This window comes from Diaphorobacter sp. LR2014-1, assembly GCF_002916785.1.
GTDB lineage: Bacteria > Pseudomonadota > Gammaproteobacteria > Burkholderiales > Burkholderiaceae_C > Diaphorobacter > Diaphorobacter nitroreducens.
The window spans coordinates 1-17,616 of the sequence record NZ_MTBE01000049.1 but is presented as its reverse complement, the minus strand read 5'-3'; the positions used below and the strand labels follow the sequence as shown (position 1 = coordinate 17,616).

Below are 17,616 nucleotides of genomic sequence, written 5' to 3'. Positions count from 1 at the left end.
GCCACCGGAGATGCTGCTCAAGGCCTTGCTGCTGCAGATCCTGTTCTCCATCCGCAGCGAGCGCCAGTTGGTCGAAGCGATCAACTACAACCTGCTGTACCGCTGGTTCGTGGGCCTGAACATCGAAGACAAGGTCTGGGACCACTCCACTTTCAGCGCCAACCGCGAACGTCTGTTCAACGAAGACCTCGCCCGCGCCTTCTTCGAGCGCGTCAAGCTCAGTGCCCAGTGGGGCAAGCTCGCCAGCGACGAGCACTTCAGCGTGGACGGCACGCTCATTGACGCCTGGGCCTCGCACAAGAGCTTCAAGCGCAAAGACGACGACAGCGGCACGCCGCCTGGGCGCAACCCCGAGGTGGACTTCAAGGGGCAGGAGCGCTGCAACGACACCCACGAGAGCACCACGGACGCCGATGCCCGGCTGTTCAAGAAGAGCCAGGGCGACAAATCCCGCCTGTGCCACATGGGGCACATCCTCATGGAGAACCGCAACGGGCTGATCGTGGATGTCGAGATCACCCACGCCAGCGGCACGGCCGAGCGCGAGGCGGCGCTGGCCATGTTGGAGCGTCGGGGCAACAGGAACAAACGGGCCACGGTCGGTGCCGACAAGGGCTACGACAGCAAGGCCTTCATCAAAGGCTGCAGAAAGCTCAAAGTCACGCCCCACGTGGCGGCCAAGGACAAACACTCGGCGGTGGATGCGCGAGTGACACGGCACGAGGGCTACAAGACCAGCCTGAAGGTGCGCAAGCGCATCGAAGAGGCCTTTGGCTGGATCAAGACCGTCGGTGGTCTGGCAAAGACCAAGCTGATCGGTCAGGCCAAGCTCACGGGCCAGGCGCTGCTGTGCTTTGCCACCTACAACCTTGTGCGAATGGGCAGCATCGGCGGCTGGTGGGACGCGCATCATGCGTGAGCCCAGGGATACGTGCGCCCGAAATGGGCGGGAGGGCCTGCAAACCGGCCAGATGGGCCGTTGCAATCGCTGCGCAGACGCGTCTGGGCAGCTCGTGTCTTCGCACTCAGCGTCCCTGATGCGTTCGAAAAGCACTTTTTCAACGGCCTGCTAAAGCCACAGCGAACCGCGGGTATACCATCGCCACCCGCTTGGGGCGCCCCTTCCCTTCGGCCCCTCCGGCCTTGAAAGAGCCTAATGACGACGCCCAACCAGCCCTCTTCCGCCGATCCTCGCAAGGACTCGTTGATCGAATATCCGTCCCGCTTTCCCATCAAGGTCATGGGAGCAAACGTGAACGGGTTCGTGCATGCCGTCACCGAGGTTGCGCGCCGCTTCGACCCCGACTTCGACGCTTCCACCATCGAGTTGCGCGACAGCCGCGCGGGCAACTACCTGGGCGTGACCATCACCGTGACTGCCACCAGCCGGGAGCAGCTCGATGATCTGTACCGGGCCCTGACCTCGCACCCGATGGTCAAGGTCGTGCTCTGAACGTCCGCACCATGCAGTTGCGCATGCTGGGCCGGGTGGACTACCCGGCCACGGTGGCCGCCATGCAGCGCTTCACGGAGGAGCGCACTGACGAGACGCCCGACGAGCTGTGGATTTGTGAGCACCCCGCGGTGTACACGCAGGGCCTGGCCGGCAAGAGCGACCACGTCCTCTCGCCCGGCGGCATCCCCGTCGTTGCCACCAACCGCGGCGGGCAGGTGACGCACCATGGCCCCGGCCAGGTCGTGGCCTATCCGCTCATCGATCTGCGCCGTGCGGGCTACTACGTCAAGGAATACGTGTACCGCATAGAGGAAGCCGTGATCCGCACGCTGGGCCACTACGGCGTGACGGGCCACCGCGTGGCCGGCGCGCCCGGCATCTACGTGCGCCTGGACGATCCGCGCGGCCACAGCATGCTGCCGCAGCGCCCGCAAAAACGTGCCCACGCCGATGGCCCGCCCCAGCCGGACTTCACCGGCTTGGGCAAGATCGCCGCGCTGGGCATCAAGGTCGCGCGCCACTGCACCTACCACGGCGTGGCGCTGAACGTCGCCATGGACCTGGAACCCTTCTCGCGCATCAACCCTTGCGGTTACGCAGGTTTGCAAACGGTGGACCTTTCTACAATCGGCATCCACATCCCCTGGGACGATGCCGCGGCCATGCTGGGTCAACAGCTCGCACGCCGCCTCGCGCCCTGACCTCTCCCTCAGCAGCCATGAGCACTCCCGACGTCGTGCGCGAAGCGCAGTCCACCGAAGCCTACAACCCGCTGGCCAAGCAGAAGGCCGCGGCCAAGCTGTCGCGCATCCCGATCAAGGTCGAGCAGGGCGAGGTGCTCAAGAAGCCCGAGTGGATCCGCGTGAAGGCAGGCAGTCCCACCACGCGCTTTTACGAGATCAAGAACATCCTGCGCGAGCACAAGCTGCACACGGTGTGCGAGGAAGCCAGTTGCCCCAACATCGGCGAATGCTTTGGCAGGGGCACGGCCACGTTCATGATCATGGGCGACAAGTGCACGCGCCGCTGCCCGTTCTGCGACGTGGGCCACGGCCGCCCCGACCCGCTGGACAAAGACGAGCCGCTGAACCTCGCCAAGACGATTGCCGCGCTGCGCCTGAAGTACGTGGTCATCACCAGCGTGGACCGCGACGATCTGCGCGACGGCGGCTCGGGCCACTTCGTGGAGTGCATCCAGCGCACCCGCGAACTCTCGCCCAGCACGCAGATCGAGATCCTCACGCCCGACTTCCGCGGCCGCGACGACCGTGCGCTCGAAATCCTCAAGGCCGCGCCCCCGGACGTGATGAACCACAACCTGGAAACCGTGCCGCGCCTGTACAAGGAAGCGCGCCCCGGCTCTGACTACCAGTTCAGCCTCAACCTGCTCAAGAAGTTCAAGCAACTGCACCCCGGCGTGCCCACCAAGAGCGGCCTGATGGTGGGCCTGGGCGAGACGGACGAGGAAATTCTGGAAGTCATGCGCGACATGCGCGCCCATGGCATCGAGATGCTGACCATCGGCCAGTACCTCGCCCCCAGCAACAGCCACCTGCCGGTGCGCCGCTACGTGCACCCCGACACCTTCAAGATGTTCGAGGAAGAAGCCTACAAGATGGGCTTCAGCCATGCCGCCGTGGGTGCCATGGTGCGCTCCAGCTACCACGCCGACCAGCAGGCGCACGCCGCTGGCGTTTGACTCGGAATACAAGTCAAATCGGCCTCTAGGCCAATACTGACAAGCGCAAGCAGCTATTATTTAAATAGCGATCAGGGCGCTTGCAACGACGCAGCCGGATCGTCCGCATCCAACAGTTGCTGCGCCCACTCGCCCAGCTTGCGCGCGTCGGCGCGCAGCACCTCCTGCTTGACGGCCAGGATCTGCGCCGGCTGCATCGAGAAGCTGCGCAGGCCCAGGCCCAGCAGCAGCCGGGTCATGGCGACATCGCCCGCCATCTCGCCGCACACGCTCACGCTCTTGCCCTGGCGCGCGCCCTCCGCGATCACGTCGGCCACCAGCCGCAGCACGGCCGGGTGCAGCGGGTCGTACAGGTGGGCCACGGCCTCGTCCGCGCGGTCGATGGCCAGCGCGTACTGGATCAGGTCGTTGGTGCCGATCGAGAGAAAGTCGAAGTAGCGCAGGAACTGGCGCACCATGAGCGCCGCAGCCGGCACCTCGATCATGGCGCCCAGCTGCACCGCACCGTAGGCAGCGCCGCGTGCGTCCAGCTCGGCGCGCGCCAGGTCCACCTGGGCCAGCGTCTGCCGGATCTCGCTCACATGCGCGAGCATGGGGAACAGCAGCCGCACCGGGCCGTGTGCCGCCGCGCGCAGCACCGCGCGCAGCTGGGTGCGGAACATGGCCGGATCGGCCAGGCTCCAGCGGATGGCGCGCAGGCCCAGCGCCGGGTTGAGCGAACTGTCCTTGTACCCCTTGTCCAGCGGCTTGTCGGCGCCCACATCGACGGTGCGGATGGTCACGGGCAGGCCCTGCATGCCCTCCACCGCCTCGCGGTAGGCGCGGTACTGCTCCTCCTCGTCCGGCAGGCGGCCGCTGCGGCCCATGAACAAAAATTCGCTGCGAAACAACCCCACGCCCGCCGCGCCCGCGCGCAGCGCGGCACCCGCATCACCGGGCTGCTCGATGTTGGCCAGCAGCTCAATGGCCTGCGCATCCAGCGTGACGGCCGGCGTGTGGCGCAGCCGCATGAGGCGCTCGCGCTCCAGCGTGATCTGGCGCTGGCGAAAGCCGTATTCCGCCAGGATGATCGGCGTGGGGTCGACGATGACCACGCCGGCATCGCCGTCGATGATGACCCAGTCGTCCTGTCGCACCAACTGGCTGGCGCTGCGCGCGCCCACCACGGCGGGGATGTCCATGCTGCGCGCCACGATGGCCGTGTGGCTGGTCTTGCCCCCCACGTCGGTCACGAATCCGGCGAACACGCTCTGCTTGAACTGCAGCATGTCGGCCGGCGACAGATCGTGCGCCACCAGCACCAGCGGCGCATCGGCCGCGCCGCCCAGCAGGAACTCCGCCTCCGCACCCGCCTCGGCCTGGCGGCGCGGGGCGGAGGGCGGCGGCGCGACGGGGCTGGCCACGCCGCGCATGTGGCGCAGGATGCGCTCCACCACCTGCTCCAGGTCGGCCTTGCGCTCGCGCAGGTAGTCGTCCTCCATTTCGTCGAACTGGCGGCTGATGATCTCCAACTGCGTGGTCAGCGCCCACTCGGCGTTGTAGAGGCGGTCGGTGATCCAGTGCTTGACGCCGTTGACCAGCATCTCGTCCTGCAGCAGCATCAGGTGCACGTCCAGCAGCGCGGCCAGCTCGGGCGGCGCGTCGTGCGGCATGTCGGCCTGCAGGCGCTGCAGCTCCTCGGCCACCGCGTCCCGTCCGCGGCGCGCACGCAGGATCTCGGCCTCGACCTGGCCGGGCTCGATGAAGTAGTGCACCACCTCCATGCGGCTGGATACCGCGAGCACCGCCCGCCCGATGGCGATGCCGCGCGCGACAGCCAGACCGTGGATGGAGAAGGTCATGCGTGCCTCGCCTGCGGTTTATTCGCCCTCGCCAAACTTGCCATCGATGAGCGCGACAAGCGCATCCATGGCTTCCTGCTCCTGCGCGCCATCGGTCTCGATCTCGACCTCGGACCCCATGCCCGCCGCCAGCATCATCACCCCCATGATGCTCTTGGCATTGATGCGGCGCTCTCCCTTGCGCATCCAGACGTCGCAGGGAAAACTGCCCGCCATCTTGGTGAGTTTGGCGGAGGCGCGGGCATGCAGGCCCAGCTTATTGCTGATGGTGATGTTCTTCTTGATCATGAGACGGACGTCGGTTTTGATTCTGCGGCGCGGCCGCGCCCACCTGCATCACGCCCTGCGTGCCACCCACGAGGGCGCGTGCCACCAGCGCATCCAGCGGCTCGCTACGGTAGCTCACGGCGCGCAGCAGCATGGGCAGGTTCACGCCCGCCACCAGGCGGGACTGCAGGCCGTCCACCAGCCGCTGGGCCACGTTGCAGGGCGTGGCGCCGAACAAGTCGCTCAGCACCAGCACCGAGGCCTCGCCCTGCTGCTCCATCAGCGCGCGGGCGGCCGACAGCGTGGCCTCGGGGGCCTCATGGGGCGGCACGTCCAGCGCCAGCACCTCCTGCCAGCAGTCGGGGAACACGTGCAGCGCGCACTCACGCAGCGCATGGGCCAAAGGGGCGTGGGCGATGATGAGAAGGCGCGTATTCATGGGGTGCTGCAGTGCAGTGCATTATCACCGTGCCCGCGCCGCGCCATGAACCATGCATAGGCCCCCGCCGTGCAGGCCAGGTGCAGCGCCATGGCGGCCCGGTAGGCACGCGCCATGTCCAGCCCGGCGGCCACGAATGCGTCCACCGCCAGGCCAATACCCCATTGCACGGCAAACACCCCCGCAAAGATCACCAGGTTGTACGCCGACAGCGCGCGCCCCGCCAGCGCCTGCGGGAACGCTAATGCCACCGCGGGCTGCGACAGCGCCACGCTGGTGCATGACACGCAATACAGCGCCCAGGCCGCGGCGCCCGCACGTCCACCCGCCAACACAATGCCCGCCAGCACCAGCAGCGACAGCGGCAAACTCGCGGCCATCACCGGGTCGGCCCCGCCCACGCGGCGCAGCAACCACGGGCTGGCCATGCCCCAGGTCCAGAAGGTGATCAGCATGCTCACATTGATCCAGAACAGCCCAGTGGCGGCCTGCAACGGCGTATAGCCGGCCACGTGCTGCATCCAGGGCGCGGCCCACAGCGTCTGCACCGCGACCATGCCGCCATAGCAGAAGAAGCCCAGCGGCGCCGTGCGCAGGAAGTACGGATGGCGCCACACCTGTGCATAGCCCGTTTCTACGCCTGCTCCCGACTCTGCCGGCGCCTGCGGCCAGCGCGGCACGCCCAGCGCCAGCAGCGCCATGGCCAGCACGATGAGCGCCGCCAGCCCCCAGAACAACGGGCGCCACCCTGCCAGTGGCAGCAGCCACTGCACCGGCAGCGTGGACGCCACCATGCCCAGCGAACCGGTCATCAGCATCCAGGAGTTGGCGCGCAGCTGCGCACCAGGCTCCAGCCAGCGCCGGAACCCCGTGAGCGGAGCCATCAGGCAGGCGCTGACGCCCGCGCCGCACAGCATGCGCCCCGCAAGCAGCCCCGAGAAGCCCGTGGCCCAGGAGAACACCAGGCACCCCGCCACCGCCACGCCCAGAAAACCCAGCAGCACCACGCGCGGGCCATGACGATCCAGCCACCGGCCCAGCGGCAGTTGCGTGAGCGAGAAACCCAGGAAGTAGCCACCCGCCAGCAGCCCCAGGTCGCGCGCGTGCAACTGGAACTCGGCCTCCAGTGTGGGCGCCAGAGTGGCGGTGATCGCGCGCAGCAGCGCCGAGATGAAGTAGGTGAACGCAAAGGCCAGGAAGACGACCACGGCCGTGCGCCGCGTGAGCACGCTCATGGCTGCAGCGCCAGGCTGGCGAAGAAGGTGTCAGCCGCCGTGGCCGTCGTGCGGCGCGGCGCATAGACCGCCGCGTGGTACAGACGTGCCTGGCCGCCCTCCAGGCGCGCGAACCACACGGCATCGACGGTGACGGCCGAGCCGCCGGGCGCCTGGCCCTGCGCCTGCAGCCGCACCGACTGCGGCACAGCCAGCGCGCGCGTGGGCACGAAGGCGACGGGTGCAGCCGGCTGCGAAGCGCGCATGCCGGCCTGTACGGCCGCCTGCCAGCGCGCCAGCATCGCCCCGGCCTGCGCCGCTTCGGCCAGCGGCATGTGGGATACGGCGAAGGTGGCGCCATCGGCCTCGCAGCCGACCATGGCGAGCGGCACGGCGCCCGTGCCCAGGTCCACGGGCCGGCTCGCATACTCGGGCTTGCAGGGCAGCGTCAGCGCCAGGCCGGCGTCGGGCAAGATGACGCTGCGCCAATTCAGCGCAGGGCTGCAGGCGGCCAGCGCCAGCATGCTGGCCGCGAAGGCCAGGGTCAGGAGACGGCGCGCGCCGGCAGGAGCAAGGGTCATGTGCCTGATTATTCCCAGCGCCGCCCTGGCTGGCTGCTGGCGGTTGCCCCTCTAGACGGCGCACGGTATGGGCCCCAGGGCTTTGCGCTGGCGCAAACCGCGCTCACGGCCGGCCGTCCGGTGAACTTACCGCCTTGCTGGCAATCCCATGGTGGCGAGTGCTGGAACGCCCCGCGCGGCACAATCCCGTACCTATCGCGTCAAACACACGAACGGCCACCCGAACGGCGGCCCACACGGAGTACCTGGTTATGCAGATCAAGAAATGGCTGGCGGCGGGCGCCCTGGTGGCGGGCGCTGCCGTGGGCGCCGTGGTGGTGCTGGGCTCGGGCACGTCCCAGGCACCGCAGTCCACGTTCGTTCTGCTCGACGGTTCGCAGCAGACCACCGCCGACCTCAAGGGCAAGGTGGCGCTGGTGAACTTCTGGGCCACCAGCTGCACCACCTGCGTGGCGGAGATGCCCGAGATCGTCGCGACCTACGACAAGTACAAAGGCCAGGGCTTCGAGACGCTGGCCGTGGCCATGAGCTACGACCCGCCGAGCTACGTGGTCAACTTCACCGAAACGCGCAAGCTGCCGTTCAAGGTGGCCATCGACAACACCGGCGCCGTGGCCAAGGCCTGGGGCGACGTGAAGCTCACCCCCACCACGTACATCGTCAACAAGCGCGGAGAGATCGTGAAGAGCTACATCGGCGCACCCGATTTCGAGGAGCTGCACAAGCTCATCGAACGCCTGCTGGCCGAAGCCTGAGGCACCTTTCTTCAGAAAAAAGGCCGATTTCCTGAACGAAATCGGCCTTTCGCGCTTATGCAGCATGCGCTGACAGCTACCAATTCAATAGCGCATCAACGTGCGCGGTAGGCGTCGTGGCACGCCTTGCAGGAATTGGCCGCCGGGCCGAACGCGGCCTTCAGGTTGTCCAGGCTGCCCGTCTTGGCGGCGGCGGCCAGCTTGGCGGCCTCGGCCTGGAACTTGTCGGCATGCTCCTGGAACTTGGCCTGTTCGGTCCACACGCCGGGCTTGGCCTTGGTAGGGGCGCCCTTGTCCGTGCCGGGGCCGAAGCCGGCCCACGGCAAAGCGGCCAGGGCGGCGACGGTATCGGCATTCTCTTGCGCAGCCTTCGCGTCGAACGGCACGCGGCCATTGGCCATTGCGCCGATGCGGCCGAAATGCTGTCCCATCACGAACAGCGCACCCTGGCGGTACTTGATGGCATCTTCTGGCTTGGCGAACTGGGCAGCGGCGGGCAGCGACACCAGCGTGGCGGCTGCTGCGGTGGCGGCAAGAGCGAGGGCTTTGATTGGCATGGAATGCACCTTGTCGTGGGGAAGGGAATGGCTGCGGCGACGGCTGGACGCCCTGCGCCGGCGCGCAGTATGGCGCGGCCGCGTGACGCCATGGCCGCAAGCGCCCGAAGGGCAGTCGGATATAGCCCGACGGGGGCACGCTGGGCACAATAGCCGCGTCCTCCGCTCCCCCGCTTCGCCATGCCGCACACCGTACGCATCTGGGATTTGCCGACCCGGCTGTTCCACTGGTCGCTCGCCGTGACCACCGTCGCCCTGGTCGTCACCGCCAAGCTGGGCGGCAACGCCATGCAGTGGCATCTGCGGCTGGGCTACGTGATGCTGGCGCTGCTGGCCTTTCGCCTGGCCTGGGGCCTGGTGGGCGGACGCTGGTCGCGTTTTGCGAGCTTCCTGCCCACACCCGCGCGCCTGCGCAGCCACTTCGCCAACCAGGAAGGCAAGGTGACCAGCCCCGGCCATTCGCCGCTGGGCGCACTGTCGGTCTTTGCCCTGCTGGCGGTGCTGCTGGCCCAGGTAGGCACCGGCCTGCTGAGCGACGACGAGATCGCCTTCGCCGGTCCGCTCACGCGTTTCGTTTCTGGCGAGTGGGTATCGCAGGCCACTTGGTATCACAAGGACGTGGGCCAATTCCTGCTGTTGGGGCTCGTCGCGCTGCACCTGGCGGCGATTGTTTTCTATACCCTGGTGCGCCGTCAGGCCCTGGTGGGCCCCATGGTGCACGGCGATCGTCAACTGCCCGGGGCCACACCCGCGTCGCGCGACGATGCGCTCAGCCGCGCAGGGGCGGCCCTTGTGGCGGCTCTGAGCGCGCTGCTGGCCTGGTGGGTCGCCAGCCTGGGGGCTTTTTGAGTGCCCACAGCGGTGCGGCTACACTGGCCCCTGCCTTTTTCATGCCGGATTCTTTCTGCACAGTGGACCATTCCCCTGACATTACGCTGCTGAGCCCCGCCCTGCCCCACGAGATGCACGTGGTGCGCGACATCTTCCAGGAATATGCCGACACCCTGGACGTGGACCTGTCGTTCCAGAACTTTGCGCAGGAACTCGCCACCCTGCCGGGCGAATACGCGCCGCCGCGCGGCCATATCCTGCTGGCCGAAGTGGAGGGCAGCATTGCCGGGTGCTGCGCCCTGCGGCCGCTGGACACCGCCGACTACCCCAACGCCTGCGAGATGAAGCGCCTGTACGTGCGCAAGGCGTTCCGCGGCTTCGGCCTGGGGCGGCAGTTGGCCGAGGCCATGCTGGACCAGGCACGGCAGGCCGGCTATGCCTGCGTGTTGCTGGACACGCTGGACGGCATGGAATCGGCGCGTGCGCTGTATTCCGAACTGGGCTTCGAGGAAATACCGCCGTATTACCACAACCCCCTGCCGGGTTCGCACTACCTGAAAGCGGAAATTTACTAACCTTTTGGGCCTCTAGCGCTTATCAGGAAAGCGTTAATAGCTATTCAAATAATAGCAAAGCCACCCGCATCTCGCGACGGGGCGGCGTTTCGCCTGCGGCGTGGTGCCAGCACCGGAGCCCTCCGATGCCAGCACCAGCAGCCTCAGCCCTTGGCCTGGCCGAGCAGCGTAGCGGCGTCGCTCACCTCGAACTTGCCCGGCGCCTCGACGTTCAATGCAACCACCTTGCCGTCCTTGACCAGCATGGAATAGCGGTTGCTGCGCAGGCCCAGGCCCTTGCCGTTCAAGTCCAGCGTCAAACCGGTGGCCTTGGCGAACGCGGCGTCGCCGTCCGCCAGCATGCGCACCTTGCCATCGGTCTTCTGGTCGCGCGCCCAGGCGCCCATCACGAAGGCATCGTTCACCGACAGGCACCAGATCTCGTCCACGCCGGCAGCCTTCAGGGCGCCCGCCTGCTCCACGTAGCCGGGAACGTGCTTGGCCGAGCAGGTGGGCGTGAAGGCGCCCGGCACCGCGAACAGCGCAATCGTCTTGCCCGCGGCGGCCTTTTGCACATCCACCGGGTTCGGGCCGAGGCTGCAGCCATTGCCCTCGACTTCCGAGTACTCCATCAGTGTGATGGCGGGCAGCGTGTCGCCGACTTGGATCATGAGAATCTCCTTGCTGGGTTGGAGGGCCCCGGCAGGATCTGCGGGCCCCAAAAAGAAAAACGACCCACATTGTGGGTCGTTTCTCGGAGGCGCGCAGACGGCGTCTGCGAAGGCTTAGAGCAGCCCGGCCTTTTGCACCAGGCGTGTGGCCACCCAGTTCTTGGTCTTGGAGAGCGGACGGCTCTCCGTGATCTCGATGGTGTCGCCCATCTTGTACTCGCCATTCTCATCATGGGCGTGGTACTTGCTCGACTTGATCATGATCTTGTCGTAGATGGGGTGCTTCACACGGCGCTCGACCAGCACGGTCACGGTCTTGGCGCGCTTGTCGCTGACCACCTTGCCAACCAAGGTGCGCTTGAGGGATTTTTTAGCTTCCGTCATGTCGGCTCCTTACTTGGCGGCTTGCTTTTCAGCAAGAATGGTCTTGGCGCGGGCGATGTCGCGGCGCGTGGCCTTCAGCGTGGCGGTGTTGCCCAGCTGTTGCGTGGCCTTTTGCATGCGCAGGCCGAAATGGGCCTTTTGCAGCGATTTGATTTCGGCTTCCAGGCCGGCCACGTCTTTTTGGCGGAGTTCAGCAGATTTCGTCATGTTGATTTCTCCTTAGGCGCCAATCTGACGGGCAACGAACGTGGTGCGCAGCGGCAGCTTGGCGGCAGCCAGGCGGAACGCTTCGCGGGCCAGTTCTTCAGGCACGCCAACGATCTCGAACACCACCTTGCCGGGCTGAATCTCAGCCACGTAGTACTCGGGGTTGCCCTTACCGTTACCCATGCGCACTTCAGCGGGCTTGGTAGAGATCGGCTTGTCGGGGAACACGCGGATCCAGATACGGCCACCACGCTTGACGTGGCGGGAGATCGCACGGCGTGCGGCCTCGATCTGGCGGGCCGTCAGACGGCCACGATCCGTGCACTTCAGACCGAAGTCACCGAAAGCCACCGAATTGCCACGCGTGGCAACGCCGGTGTTGCGGCCTTTTTGCTCCTTACGGAACTTGCGGCGAGCAGGTTGCAGCATGTTTATTCTCCTTTACCGTCCGCCGCTGCGGCAGCGGGCGCGCTCTTGACGCGCTTAACGGAATCGCCACCAGCGCCGGCAGGCTTGTCGCTACCGTCGGCAGGGGCTGCATTGGTGCCCATCGGGCGGCGGCCGCCACGGCCAGCACCGGCGCGGTCGCCTGGGCGGCCATCGCGGCGCGGGCCACGGGGACGGCGCTCTTCTTCAGGACGCGGCGTCTCGGCGGCGGGCAGATCGTTGCGGCCCAGCGTGTCGCCCTTGTAGACCCACACCTTCACGCCGATCACACCATAGGTGGTCTTGGCTTCGGAGGTGCCGTAGTCGATGTCGGCGCGCAGTGTGTGCAGCGGCACACGGCCTTCGCGGTACCACTCGGTACGGGCGATTTCGATGCCGTTCAGACGGCCCGAGGACATGATCTTGATGCCCTGGGCGCCCAGGCGCATCGCGTTCTGCATGGCGCGCTTCATGGCGCGGCGGAACATGATGCGCTTTTCCAGCTGCTGGGTGATCGAGTCGGCGATCAGCTTGGCATCGATTTCGGGCTTGCGCACTTCTTCGATGTTCACGGCGACAGGCACGCCCAGGCGGGTCGCGAGTTCCTTCTTCAGGTTCTCGATGTCCTCGCCCTTCTTGCCGATCACCACGCCGGGACGTGCCGAGAAGATCGTGATACGGGCGTTCTTGGCAGGACGCTCGATCAGGATGCGCGACACGGCGGCGTTCTTCAGCTTGGCCTTCAGGTACTCGCGCACCTTGATGTCTTCGGCCAGCATGCCGGCGAAGTCACGGTTGCTGGCATACCAGCGGCTGGCCCAGTTGCGGCTTACAGCAAGGCGGAAGCCGGTAGGATGGATTTTCTGTCCCATATTCTTCCTTTAGGCCTCAGTTACCCACGGTCACGTAGATGTGGCACGTGGGCTTGCTGATGCGGTTGCCGCGACCCTTGGCGCGCGCGGTGAAGCGCTTGAGCGTGGTGCCTTGCTCGACGAAGATGGTCTTGACCTTCAGGTCGTCGATGTCGGCGCCGTCGTTGTGCTCGGCGTTGGCGATGGCGGACTCCAGCACCTTCTTGACGATCACGGCAGCTTTTTTCTGCGTGAAGGCCAGGATGTTCAGGGCTTGGTCCACTTTCTTGCCGCGGATCAGGTCAGCGACCAGGCGACCCTTGTCCACCGACAGACGGACGCCCCGGAGGACTGCACGTGTTTCAGACATGGTCGTTCCTTACTTCTTCTGGACTTTTTTGTCCGCGGGGTGACCCTTGAAGGTGCGCGTCAGGGCGAATTCGCCCAGCTTGTGGCCCACCATCTGGTCGGTGACATAAACCGGCACGTGTTGCTTGCCGTTGTGCACGGCAATGGTCAGGCCGATGAACTCGGGCAGAACCATGGAGCGACGCGACCAGGTCTTGACTGGCTTCTTGTCCTTGGTAGCAATGGCCTTTTCGACCTTGGCGACCAGGTGATGGTCAACAAACGGACCCTTTTTGAGAGAACGAGTCATTTGCTACCCCTTACTTCTTGCGACGCGACACAATCATCACTTGTGTGCGCTTGTTGTTGCGGGTGCGGTAGCCCTTCGTCAGGTTGCCCCATGGGTCAACAGCATGACGGCCCTCGCCGGTACGGCCCTCACCACCACCGTGCGGGTGGTCGATCGGGTTCATGGCAACGCCACGCACCGTGGGACGGATACCCATCCAACGCTTCACACCGGCCTTGCCCAGTTGGCGCAGGCTGTGCTCTTCGTTGGCGACTTCGCCGATCGTGGCGCGGCACTCGATGTGGATTTTGCGCACTTCGCCGGAACGCATACGCACCTGGGCGTACACGCCTTCGCGGGCCAGCAGCGTGGCCGACGTACCAGCGGAGCGGGCGATCTGCGCACCGGCACCGGGCTTGAGCTCGATGCAGTGGATGGTCGAGCCCACAGGGATGTTGCGGATCGGCAGCGTGTTACCGACGCGGATCGGCGCTTCGGAGCCGCTGACGATCGTGGCGCCCACTTCCAGGTTGCGCGGAGCAATGATGTAGCGGCGCTCGCCGTCGGCGTAGCACACCAGGGCGATGTGGGCCGTGCGGTTCGGGTCGTACTCGATGCGCTCCACCTTGGCAGGGATGGCGTCCTTGTTGCGACGGAAGTCCACCACGCGGTAGTGGTGCTTGTGGCCACCGCCCTTGTGACGGGTGGTGATGTGACCGTTGTTGTTGCGGCCGGCCTTCTGGAACTGGGGTTCCAGCAGACCTGCAAACGCTTCACCCTTGTACAGGTGGTCACGCGAGATCTTCACCGCGCCGCGCTGGCCCGGGGAAGTCGGTTTGATCTTGATAACGGCCATGGTTTACGCAGCCTCCCCGGACAGGTTCAGCTCTTGACCTTCCTTCAGCAGCACATAGGCCTTGCGCACGTTATCGCGGCGGCCCATGGTCTTGCCAAAGCGCTTGGTCTTGCCTTTGGTGTTCACCACAGAAACGCCCTTCACTTCCACCTTGAACATGAGTTCCACGGCGGCCTTGATCTCGGGCTTGGTTGCGTTCTGCAGCACCTTGAACGTCACAGCGTTGGACTTCTCGGCAACCATGGTGGCCTTTTCGGACACGATGGGAGCGACCAACACTTGCATCAGACGACCTTCGTCAAACTTGAGCGTGCTCATGCGAACATCTCCTTGAGTTTGTCGATCGCGCCCTTGGTGACGAGCACTTTCTTGTAGTGCACCAGCGACACGGGATCTGCATAACGCGGCTCGGTCACGAACACGTTCTTCAGATTGCGGGATGCCAGGTACAGGTTTTCGTCCACTTCATCGGCGATCACCATCACCGATTGCAGGTTCATGGCCTTGAACTTGTCGGCCAGGACCTTGGTCTTGGGCGTATCAAGCTTCAGGGAGTCCACCACAGCCAGACGACCTTCACGGGCCAGCTGCGACAGGATGGAAGCCATGCCAGCGCGGTACATCTTCTTGTTGATCTTCTGCGAGAAGTTTTCTTCAGGCAGGTTCGGGAAGATGCGACCGCCCCCACGCCACAGAGGCGAGGAGGTCATACCGGCACGTGCATTGCCAGTACCCTTTTGCTTGAAAGGCTTCTTGGTCGAGTGCTTGACCTGCTCGCGGTCCTTCTGGGCGCGCGTGCCTTGACGGGCGTTGGCCTGGTAAGCGACGACGATCTGATGGATCAGGTCTTCGTTGTACTGACGGTCGAACACGGTCTCGGGCACATCCACCTTGGACGCTGCCTGGCCCTGTTCATTCAGGAGTTCGAGCTGCATTAGTTCGCTCCTTTGGAAGCTTGCGCCTTGACAGCCGGACGCACCGTGACGAACCCACCCTTGGAGCCCGGAACAGCGCCCTTGATCAAGAGCAGTTGGCGTGCTTCGTCGATGCGAACCACGTCGAGGTTTTGCGTTGTGACGGTGACATCACCGAGGTGACCCGTCATCTTCTTGCCAGGGAACACGCGACCCGGATCCTGCGCCATACCGATGGAGCCAGGAACGTTGTGCGAACGGCTGTTACCGTGCGAGGCACGCTGCGAACCGAAGTTGTGGCGCTTGATCGTGCCGGCGAAGCCCTTACCGATCGAGGTGCCCTGCACGTCGACCTTCTGGCCCACGGCGAACACATCAGCCACGGGCACAGCAGCGCCAGCGGCGTACTTGCCTGCGACTTCAGGGGTCACGCGGAATTCACGGATGATTTCACCGGCTTCGACACCCGCCTTGGCGAGGTGGCCAGCTTCAGGCTTGGTCACGCGAGATGCCTTGCGCGAACCGAACGTGACCTGCAGGGACACGTAGCCATCGTTCTCTTGGGTTTTCACCTGGGTCACGCGGTTGTTGGACACATCCACCACCGTGACGGGCACTGCGTCCCCGTCATCGGTGAACAGACGCATCATGCCCACCTTGCGACCCAGCAACCCGAGGGAGTTGCTCAGACTCATTGGTTGTTCTCCAAAACTTCCGCCGCCCCGACTTCAATTGGCCAGAACGTTTGCACGACGGGCGCTGGCCTCGACGGCTTGCACCTATGTGCGCGAAAGAAGGTTGATAAAACTCCGCATCACGCATCCAAAATTGGACGCAAAAACGCGAAGCCGCAAAGTATAACGCGGACTGCTTTTACAAGCAAGTCCGCGTTGGGGGTGCCCGGCCCTCGGCGAGGACCGGGACGAAGCAAGCAACAGGAAGGGGATTACTGGAGCTTGATTTCGACGTCCACGCCAGCCGGCAAGTCCAGCTTCATCAGGGCGTCCACCGTCTTGTCCGTGGGATCGACGATGTCCATCAGGCGCTGGTGCGTGCGGATTTCGAACTGGTCGCGGCTGGTCTTGTTGACGTGCGGCGAACGCAGGATGTCGAAGCGCTTCATGCGCGTCGGCAGGGGCACGGGGCCCTTGACGATGGCGCCGGTACGCTTGGCGGTGTCAACGATCTCGGCTGCAGACTGATCGATCAGCTTGTAGTCGAATGCCTTCAGGCGGATGCGGATCTTTTGCTTGGACATTGTGTATTCCTTCAGTGCTTTGCTGGATTACGCAATGATCTTGGCAACGACGCCGGCGCCCACGGTACGGCCGCCTTCGCGGATAGCGAAGCGCAGGCCTTCTTCCATGGCGATGGGGTTGATCAGCTTCACGGTGATCGACACGTTGTCGCCGGGCATCACCATTTCCTTGTCGGCCGGCAGTTCGATGGAGCCGGTCACGTCGGTGGTGCGGAAGTAGAACTGGGGACGGTAGTTGTTGAAGAAGGGCGTGTGACGGCCGCCTTCGTCCTTGCTCAGCACGTACACCTCAGCCGTGAAGTGGGTGTGGGGCTTGATGGAGCCGGGCTTGCACAGCACTTGGCCGCGCTCGACGTCTTCGCGCTTGGTGCCGCGCAGCAGCAGGCCCACGTTGTCGCCAGCCTGGCCCTGGTCCAGCAGCTTGCGGAACATTTCCACGCCGGTGACGGTGGTCTTTTGCGTGTCGCGGATACCGACGATTTCGATTTCTTCGCCGACCTTGATGATGCCGCGCTCGATGCGGCCGGTCACCACGGTGCCGCGGCCGGAGATGGAGAACACGTCTTCCACGGGCATCAGGAAGGCGCCGTCCACGGCGCGCTCAGGCGTGGGGATGTAGGTGTCCAGGGCTTCGGCCAGGCGCAGGATGGCGGGTTCGCCCTTGTCGGACTGGTCACCTTCCAGGGCCAGCTTGGCGGAGCCGCGGATGATGGGGGTGTCGTCGCCGGGGAAGTCGTACTTGTCCAGCAGCTCGCGCACTTCCATTTCGACCAGCTCAAGCAGTTCCTCGTCGTCGACCATGTCGCACTTGTTCAGGAACACGATGATGTAGGGCACGCCCACCTGACGGGCCAGCAGGATGTGCTCGCGCGTCTGGGGCATCGGGCCGTCAGCGGCCGAGCACACCAGGATGGCGCCGTCCATCTGAGCGGCGCCGGTGATCATGTTCTTGACGTAGTCGGCGTGGCCGGGGCAGTCGACGTGGGCGTAGTGGCGGGTGGCCGTTTCGTATTCCACGTGCGAGGTGTTGATCGTGATGCCGCGCGCCTTTTCTTCAGGGGCGTTGTCGATCTGGTCGTAGCCCTTGGCTTCGCCGCCGAACTTCTTGGACAGCACCGTGGCGATGGCCGCCGTCAGCGTCGTCTTGCCATGGTCCACGTGACCGATCGTGCCCACGTTCACGTGGGGCTTGGTACGTTCAAACTTACCTTTTGCCAT

General features: G+C 65.2%; 26 protein-coding genes. 7 read left to right on the top strand and 19 right to left on the bottom strand.

Annotated elements, in window-relative coordinates; translation table 11 throughout:
- The 4 genes from BV908_RS20315 to lipA all read left to right on the top strand — a co-directional run.
- Positions 1-919 (top strand): IS5-like element ISDisp1 family transposase (locus BV908_RS20315; RefSeq protein WP_103737516.1); only part of this gene is annotated, 919 nt, incomplete at its 5' end.
- Positions 920-1,156: 237 nt separating this feature from the next.
- On the top strand, positions 1,157-1,453 hold the full coding sequence (locus BV908_RS20305; protein WP_088887827.1) for a DUF493 family protein: 297 nt from the start codon (positions 1,157-1,159) through the stop codon (positions 1,451-1,453).
- Between the two features lie 11 nt (positions 1,454-1,464).
- Positions 1,465-2,157: a lipoyl(octanoyl) transferase LipB gene (gene lipB, locus BV908_RS20300; RefSeq protein ID WP_172751415.1), complete on the top strand. Its 693-nt coding sequence runs from the start codon at positions 1,465-1,467 to the stop codon at positions 2,155-2,157.
- Positions 2,158-2,174: 17 nt separating this feature from the next.
- Positions 2,175-3,155, top strand: a complete 981-nt coding sequence (lipA, locus tag BV908_RS20295) for a lipoyl synthase (protein ID WP_011803762.1) — start codon at positions 2,175-2,177, stop codon at positions 3,153-3,155.
- Between the two features lie 71 nt (positions 3,156-3,226).
- Here lipA and ptsP read toward each other — a convergent pair whose 3' ends face one another.
- From ptsP to BV908_RS20270, 5 genes are read right to left on the bottom strand one after another with little or no spacing between them, the layout of a single operon-like run.
- Positions 3,227-4,996 (bottom strand): phosphoenolpyruvate--protein phosphotransferase, encoded by a 1,770-nt coding sequence (gene ptsP, locus BV908_RS20290; RefSeq protein ID WP_047349363.1) that lies wholly within the window; start codon positions 4,994-4,996, stop codon positions 3,227-3,229.
- Positions 4,997-5,014: 18 nt separating this feature from the next.
- On the bottom strand, positions 5,015-5,284 hold the full coding sequence (locus BV908_RS20285) for an HPr family phosphocarrier protein (RefSeq protein ID WP_011803760.1): 270 nt from the start codon (positions 5,282-5,284) through the stop codon (positions 5,015-5,017).
- Entirely contained in the window at positions 5,253-5,702 is a 450-nt protein-coding gene (locus tag BV908_RS20280; RefSeq protein WP_011803759.1) for a PTS fructose transporter subunit IIA, read from the bottom strand. Before BV908_RS20280 ends, BV908_RS20285 begins: the two co-directional genes overlap by 32 nt.
- Positions 5,699-6,937, bottom strand: a complete 1,239-nt coding sequence (locus BV908_RS20275; RefSeq protein ID WP_012655369.1) for an MFS transporter — start codon at positions 6,935-6,937, stop codon at positions 5,699-5,701. Before BV908_RS20275 ends, BV908_RS20280 begins: the two co-directional genes overlap by 4 nt.
- Positions 6,934-7,497 carry a hypothetical protein gene (locus tag BV908_RS20270; protein ID WP_103739061.1) on the bottom strand — a complete coding sequence of 188 codons (564 nt, stop codon included), beginning with the start codon at positions 7,495-7,497 and terminating at the stop codon, positions 6,934-6,936. The genes BV908_RS20275 and BV908_RS20270 overlap by 4 nt, the downstream gene beginning before the upstream one ends.
- Positions 7,498-7,748: 251 nt before the next feature.
- Here BV908_RS20270 and BV908_RS20265 point away from each other — a divergent pair, with 251 nt between their 5' ends.
- Positions 7,749-8,252: a TlpA disulfide reductase family protein gene (locus BV908_RS20265; RefSeq protein WP_011803756.1), complete on the top strand. Its 504-nt coding sequence runs from the start codon at positions 7,749-7,751 to the stop codon at positions 8,250-8,252.
- Between the two features lie 95 nt (positions 8,253-8,347).
- On the opposite strand, the gene BV908_RS20260 is transcribed toward BV908_RS20265, so the two are convergent.
- On the bottom strand, positions 8,348-8,809 hold the full coding sequence (locus BV908_RS20260; RefSeq protein ID WP_012655367.1) for a cytochrome c: 462 nt from the start codon (positions 8,807-8,809) through the stop codon (positions 8,348-8,350).
- Positions 8,810-8,989: 180 nt separating this feature from the next.
- Here BV908_RS20260 and BV908_RS20255 point away from each other — a divergent pair, with 180 nt between their 5' ends.
- The gene (locus BV908_RS20255) at positions 8,990-9,658 is read left to right on the top strand and encodes a cytochrome b/b6 domain-containing protein (protein ID WP_011803754.1); all 669 of its coding nucleotides are present in this window, start codon (positions 8,990-8,992) and stop codon (positions 9,656-9,658) included.
- A 41-nt stretch (positions 9,659-9,699) separates the two neighbouring features.
- Positions 9,700-10,215 (top strand): GNAT family N-acetyltransferase, encoded by a 516-nt coding sequence (locus BV908_RS20250; RefSeq protein ID WP_011803753.1) that lies wholly within the window; start codon positions 9,700-9,702, stop codon positions 10,213-10,215.
- Positions 10,216-10,358: 143 nt separating this feature from the next.
- On the opposite strand, the gene BV908_RS20245 is transcribed toward BV908_RS20250, so the two are convergent.
- The 13 genes from BV908_RS20245 to tuf form a co-directional block, all read right to left on the bottom strand.
- Positions 10,359-10,865, bottom strand: a complete 507-nt coding sequence (locus BV908_RS20245; protein ID WP_041835851.1) for a peroxiredoxin — start codon at positions 10,863-10,865, stop codon at positions 10,359-10,361.
- 114 nt (positions 10,866-10,979) lie between these two features.
- Positions 10,980-11,249 (bottom strand): 30S ribosomal protein S17, encoded by a 270-nt coding sequence (gene rpsQ, locus BV908_RS20240; protein ID WP_011803751.1) that lies wholly within the window; start codon positions 11,247-11,249, stop codon positions 10,980-10,982.
- A gap of 9 nt (positions 11,250-11,258) precedes the next feature.
- Positions 11,259-11,456, bottom strand: a complete 198-nt coding sequence (gene rpmC, locus BV908_RS20235) for a 50S ribosomal protein L29 (protein WP_011803750.1) — start codon at positions 11,454-11,456, stop codon at positions 11,259-11,261.
- 12 nt (positions 11,457-11,468) lie between these two features.
- Positions 11,469-11,885 (bottom strand): 50S ribosomal protein L16, encoded by a 417-nt coding sequence (gene rplP, locus BV908_RS20230; protein WP_011803749.1) that lies wholly within the window; start codon positions 11,883-11,885, stop codon positions 11,469-11,471.
- Positions 11,886-11,887: 2 nt separating this feature from the next.
- A complete protein-coding gene (gene rpsC, locus BV908_RS20225) occupies positions 11,888-12,754 on the bottom strand; it encodes a 30S ribosomal protein S3 (protein ID WP_012655363.1) in 867 nt (288 codons plus the stop codon).
- A 16-nt stretch (positions 12,755-12,770) separates the two neighbouring features.
- Complete coding sequence (gene rplV, locus BV908_RS20220) at positions 12,771-13,103, bottom strand: 50S ribosomal protein L22 (protein ID WP_011803747.1); 333 nt, start codon at positions 13,101-13,103, stop codon at positions 12,771-12,773.
- A 9-nt stretch (positions 13,104-13,112) separates the two neighbouring features.
- Positions 13,113-13,391: a 30S ribosomal protein S19 gene (gene rpsS, locus BV908_RS20215; protein WP_011803746.1), complete on the bottom strand. Its 279-nt coding sequence runs from the start codon at positions 13,389-13,391 to the stop codon at positions 13,113-13,115.
- Between the two features lie 10 nt (positions 13,392-13,401).
- The gene (gene rplB / locus BV908_RS20210) at positions 13,402-14,226 is read right to left on the bottom strand and encodes a 50S ribosomal protein L2 (RefSeq protein WP_011803745.1); all 825 of its coding nucleotides are present in this window, start codon (positions 14,224-14,226) and stop codon (positions 13,402-13,404) included.
- A 3-nt stretch (positions 14,227-14,229) separates the two neighbouring features.
- Positions 14,230-14,544, bottom strand: a complete 315-nt coding sequence (gene rplW, locus BV908_RS20205) for a 50S ribosomal protein L23 (protein ID WP_011803744.1) — start codon at positions 14,542-14,544, stop codon at positions 14,230-14,232.
- Positions 14,541-15,161 carry a 50S ribosomal protein L4 gene (gene rplD, locus BV908_RS20200; RefSeq protein WP_011803743.1) on the bottom strand — a complete coding sequence of 207 codons (621 nt, stop codon included), beginning with the start codon at positions 15,159-15,161 and terminating at the stop codon, positions 14,541-14,543. The genes rplW and rplD overlap by 4 nt, the downstream gene beginning before the upstream one ends.
- The gene (gene rplC, locus BV908_RS20195) at positions 15,161-15,835 is read right to left on the bottom strand and encodes a 50S ribosomal protein L3 (RefSeq protein ID WP_011803742.1); all 675 of its coding nucleotides are present in this window, start codon (positions 15,833-15,835) and stop codon (positions 15,161-15,163) included. Before rplC ends, rplD begins: the two co-directional genes overlap by 1 nt.
- Before the next feature lie 251 nt (positions 15,836-16,086).
- Positions 16,087-16,398 carry a 30S ribosomal protein S10 gene (rpsJ, locus tag BV908_RS20190; RefSeq protein WP_003059431.1) on the bottom strand — a complete coding sequence of 104 codons (312 nt, stop codon included), beginning with the start codon at positions 16,396-16,398 and terminating at the stop codon, positions 16,087-16,089.
- A 27-nt stretch (positions 16,399-16,425) separates the two neighbouring features.
- On the bottom strand, positions 16,426-17,616 hold the full coding sequence (gene tuf / locus BV908_RS20185) for an elongation factor Tu (RefSeq protein WP_103738096.1): 1,191 nt from the start codon (positions 17,614-17,616) through the stop codon (positions 16,426-16,428).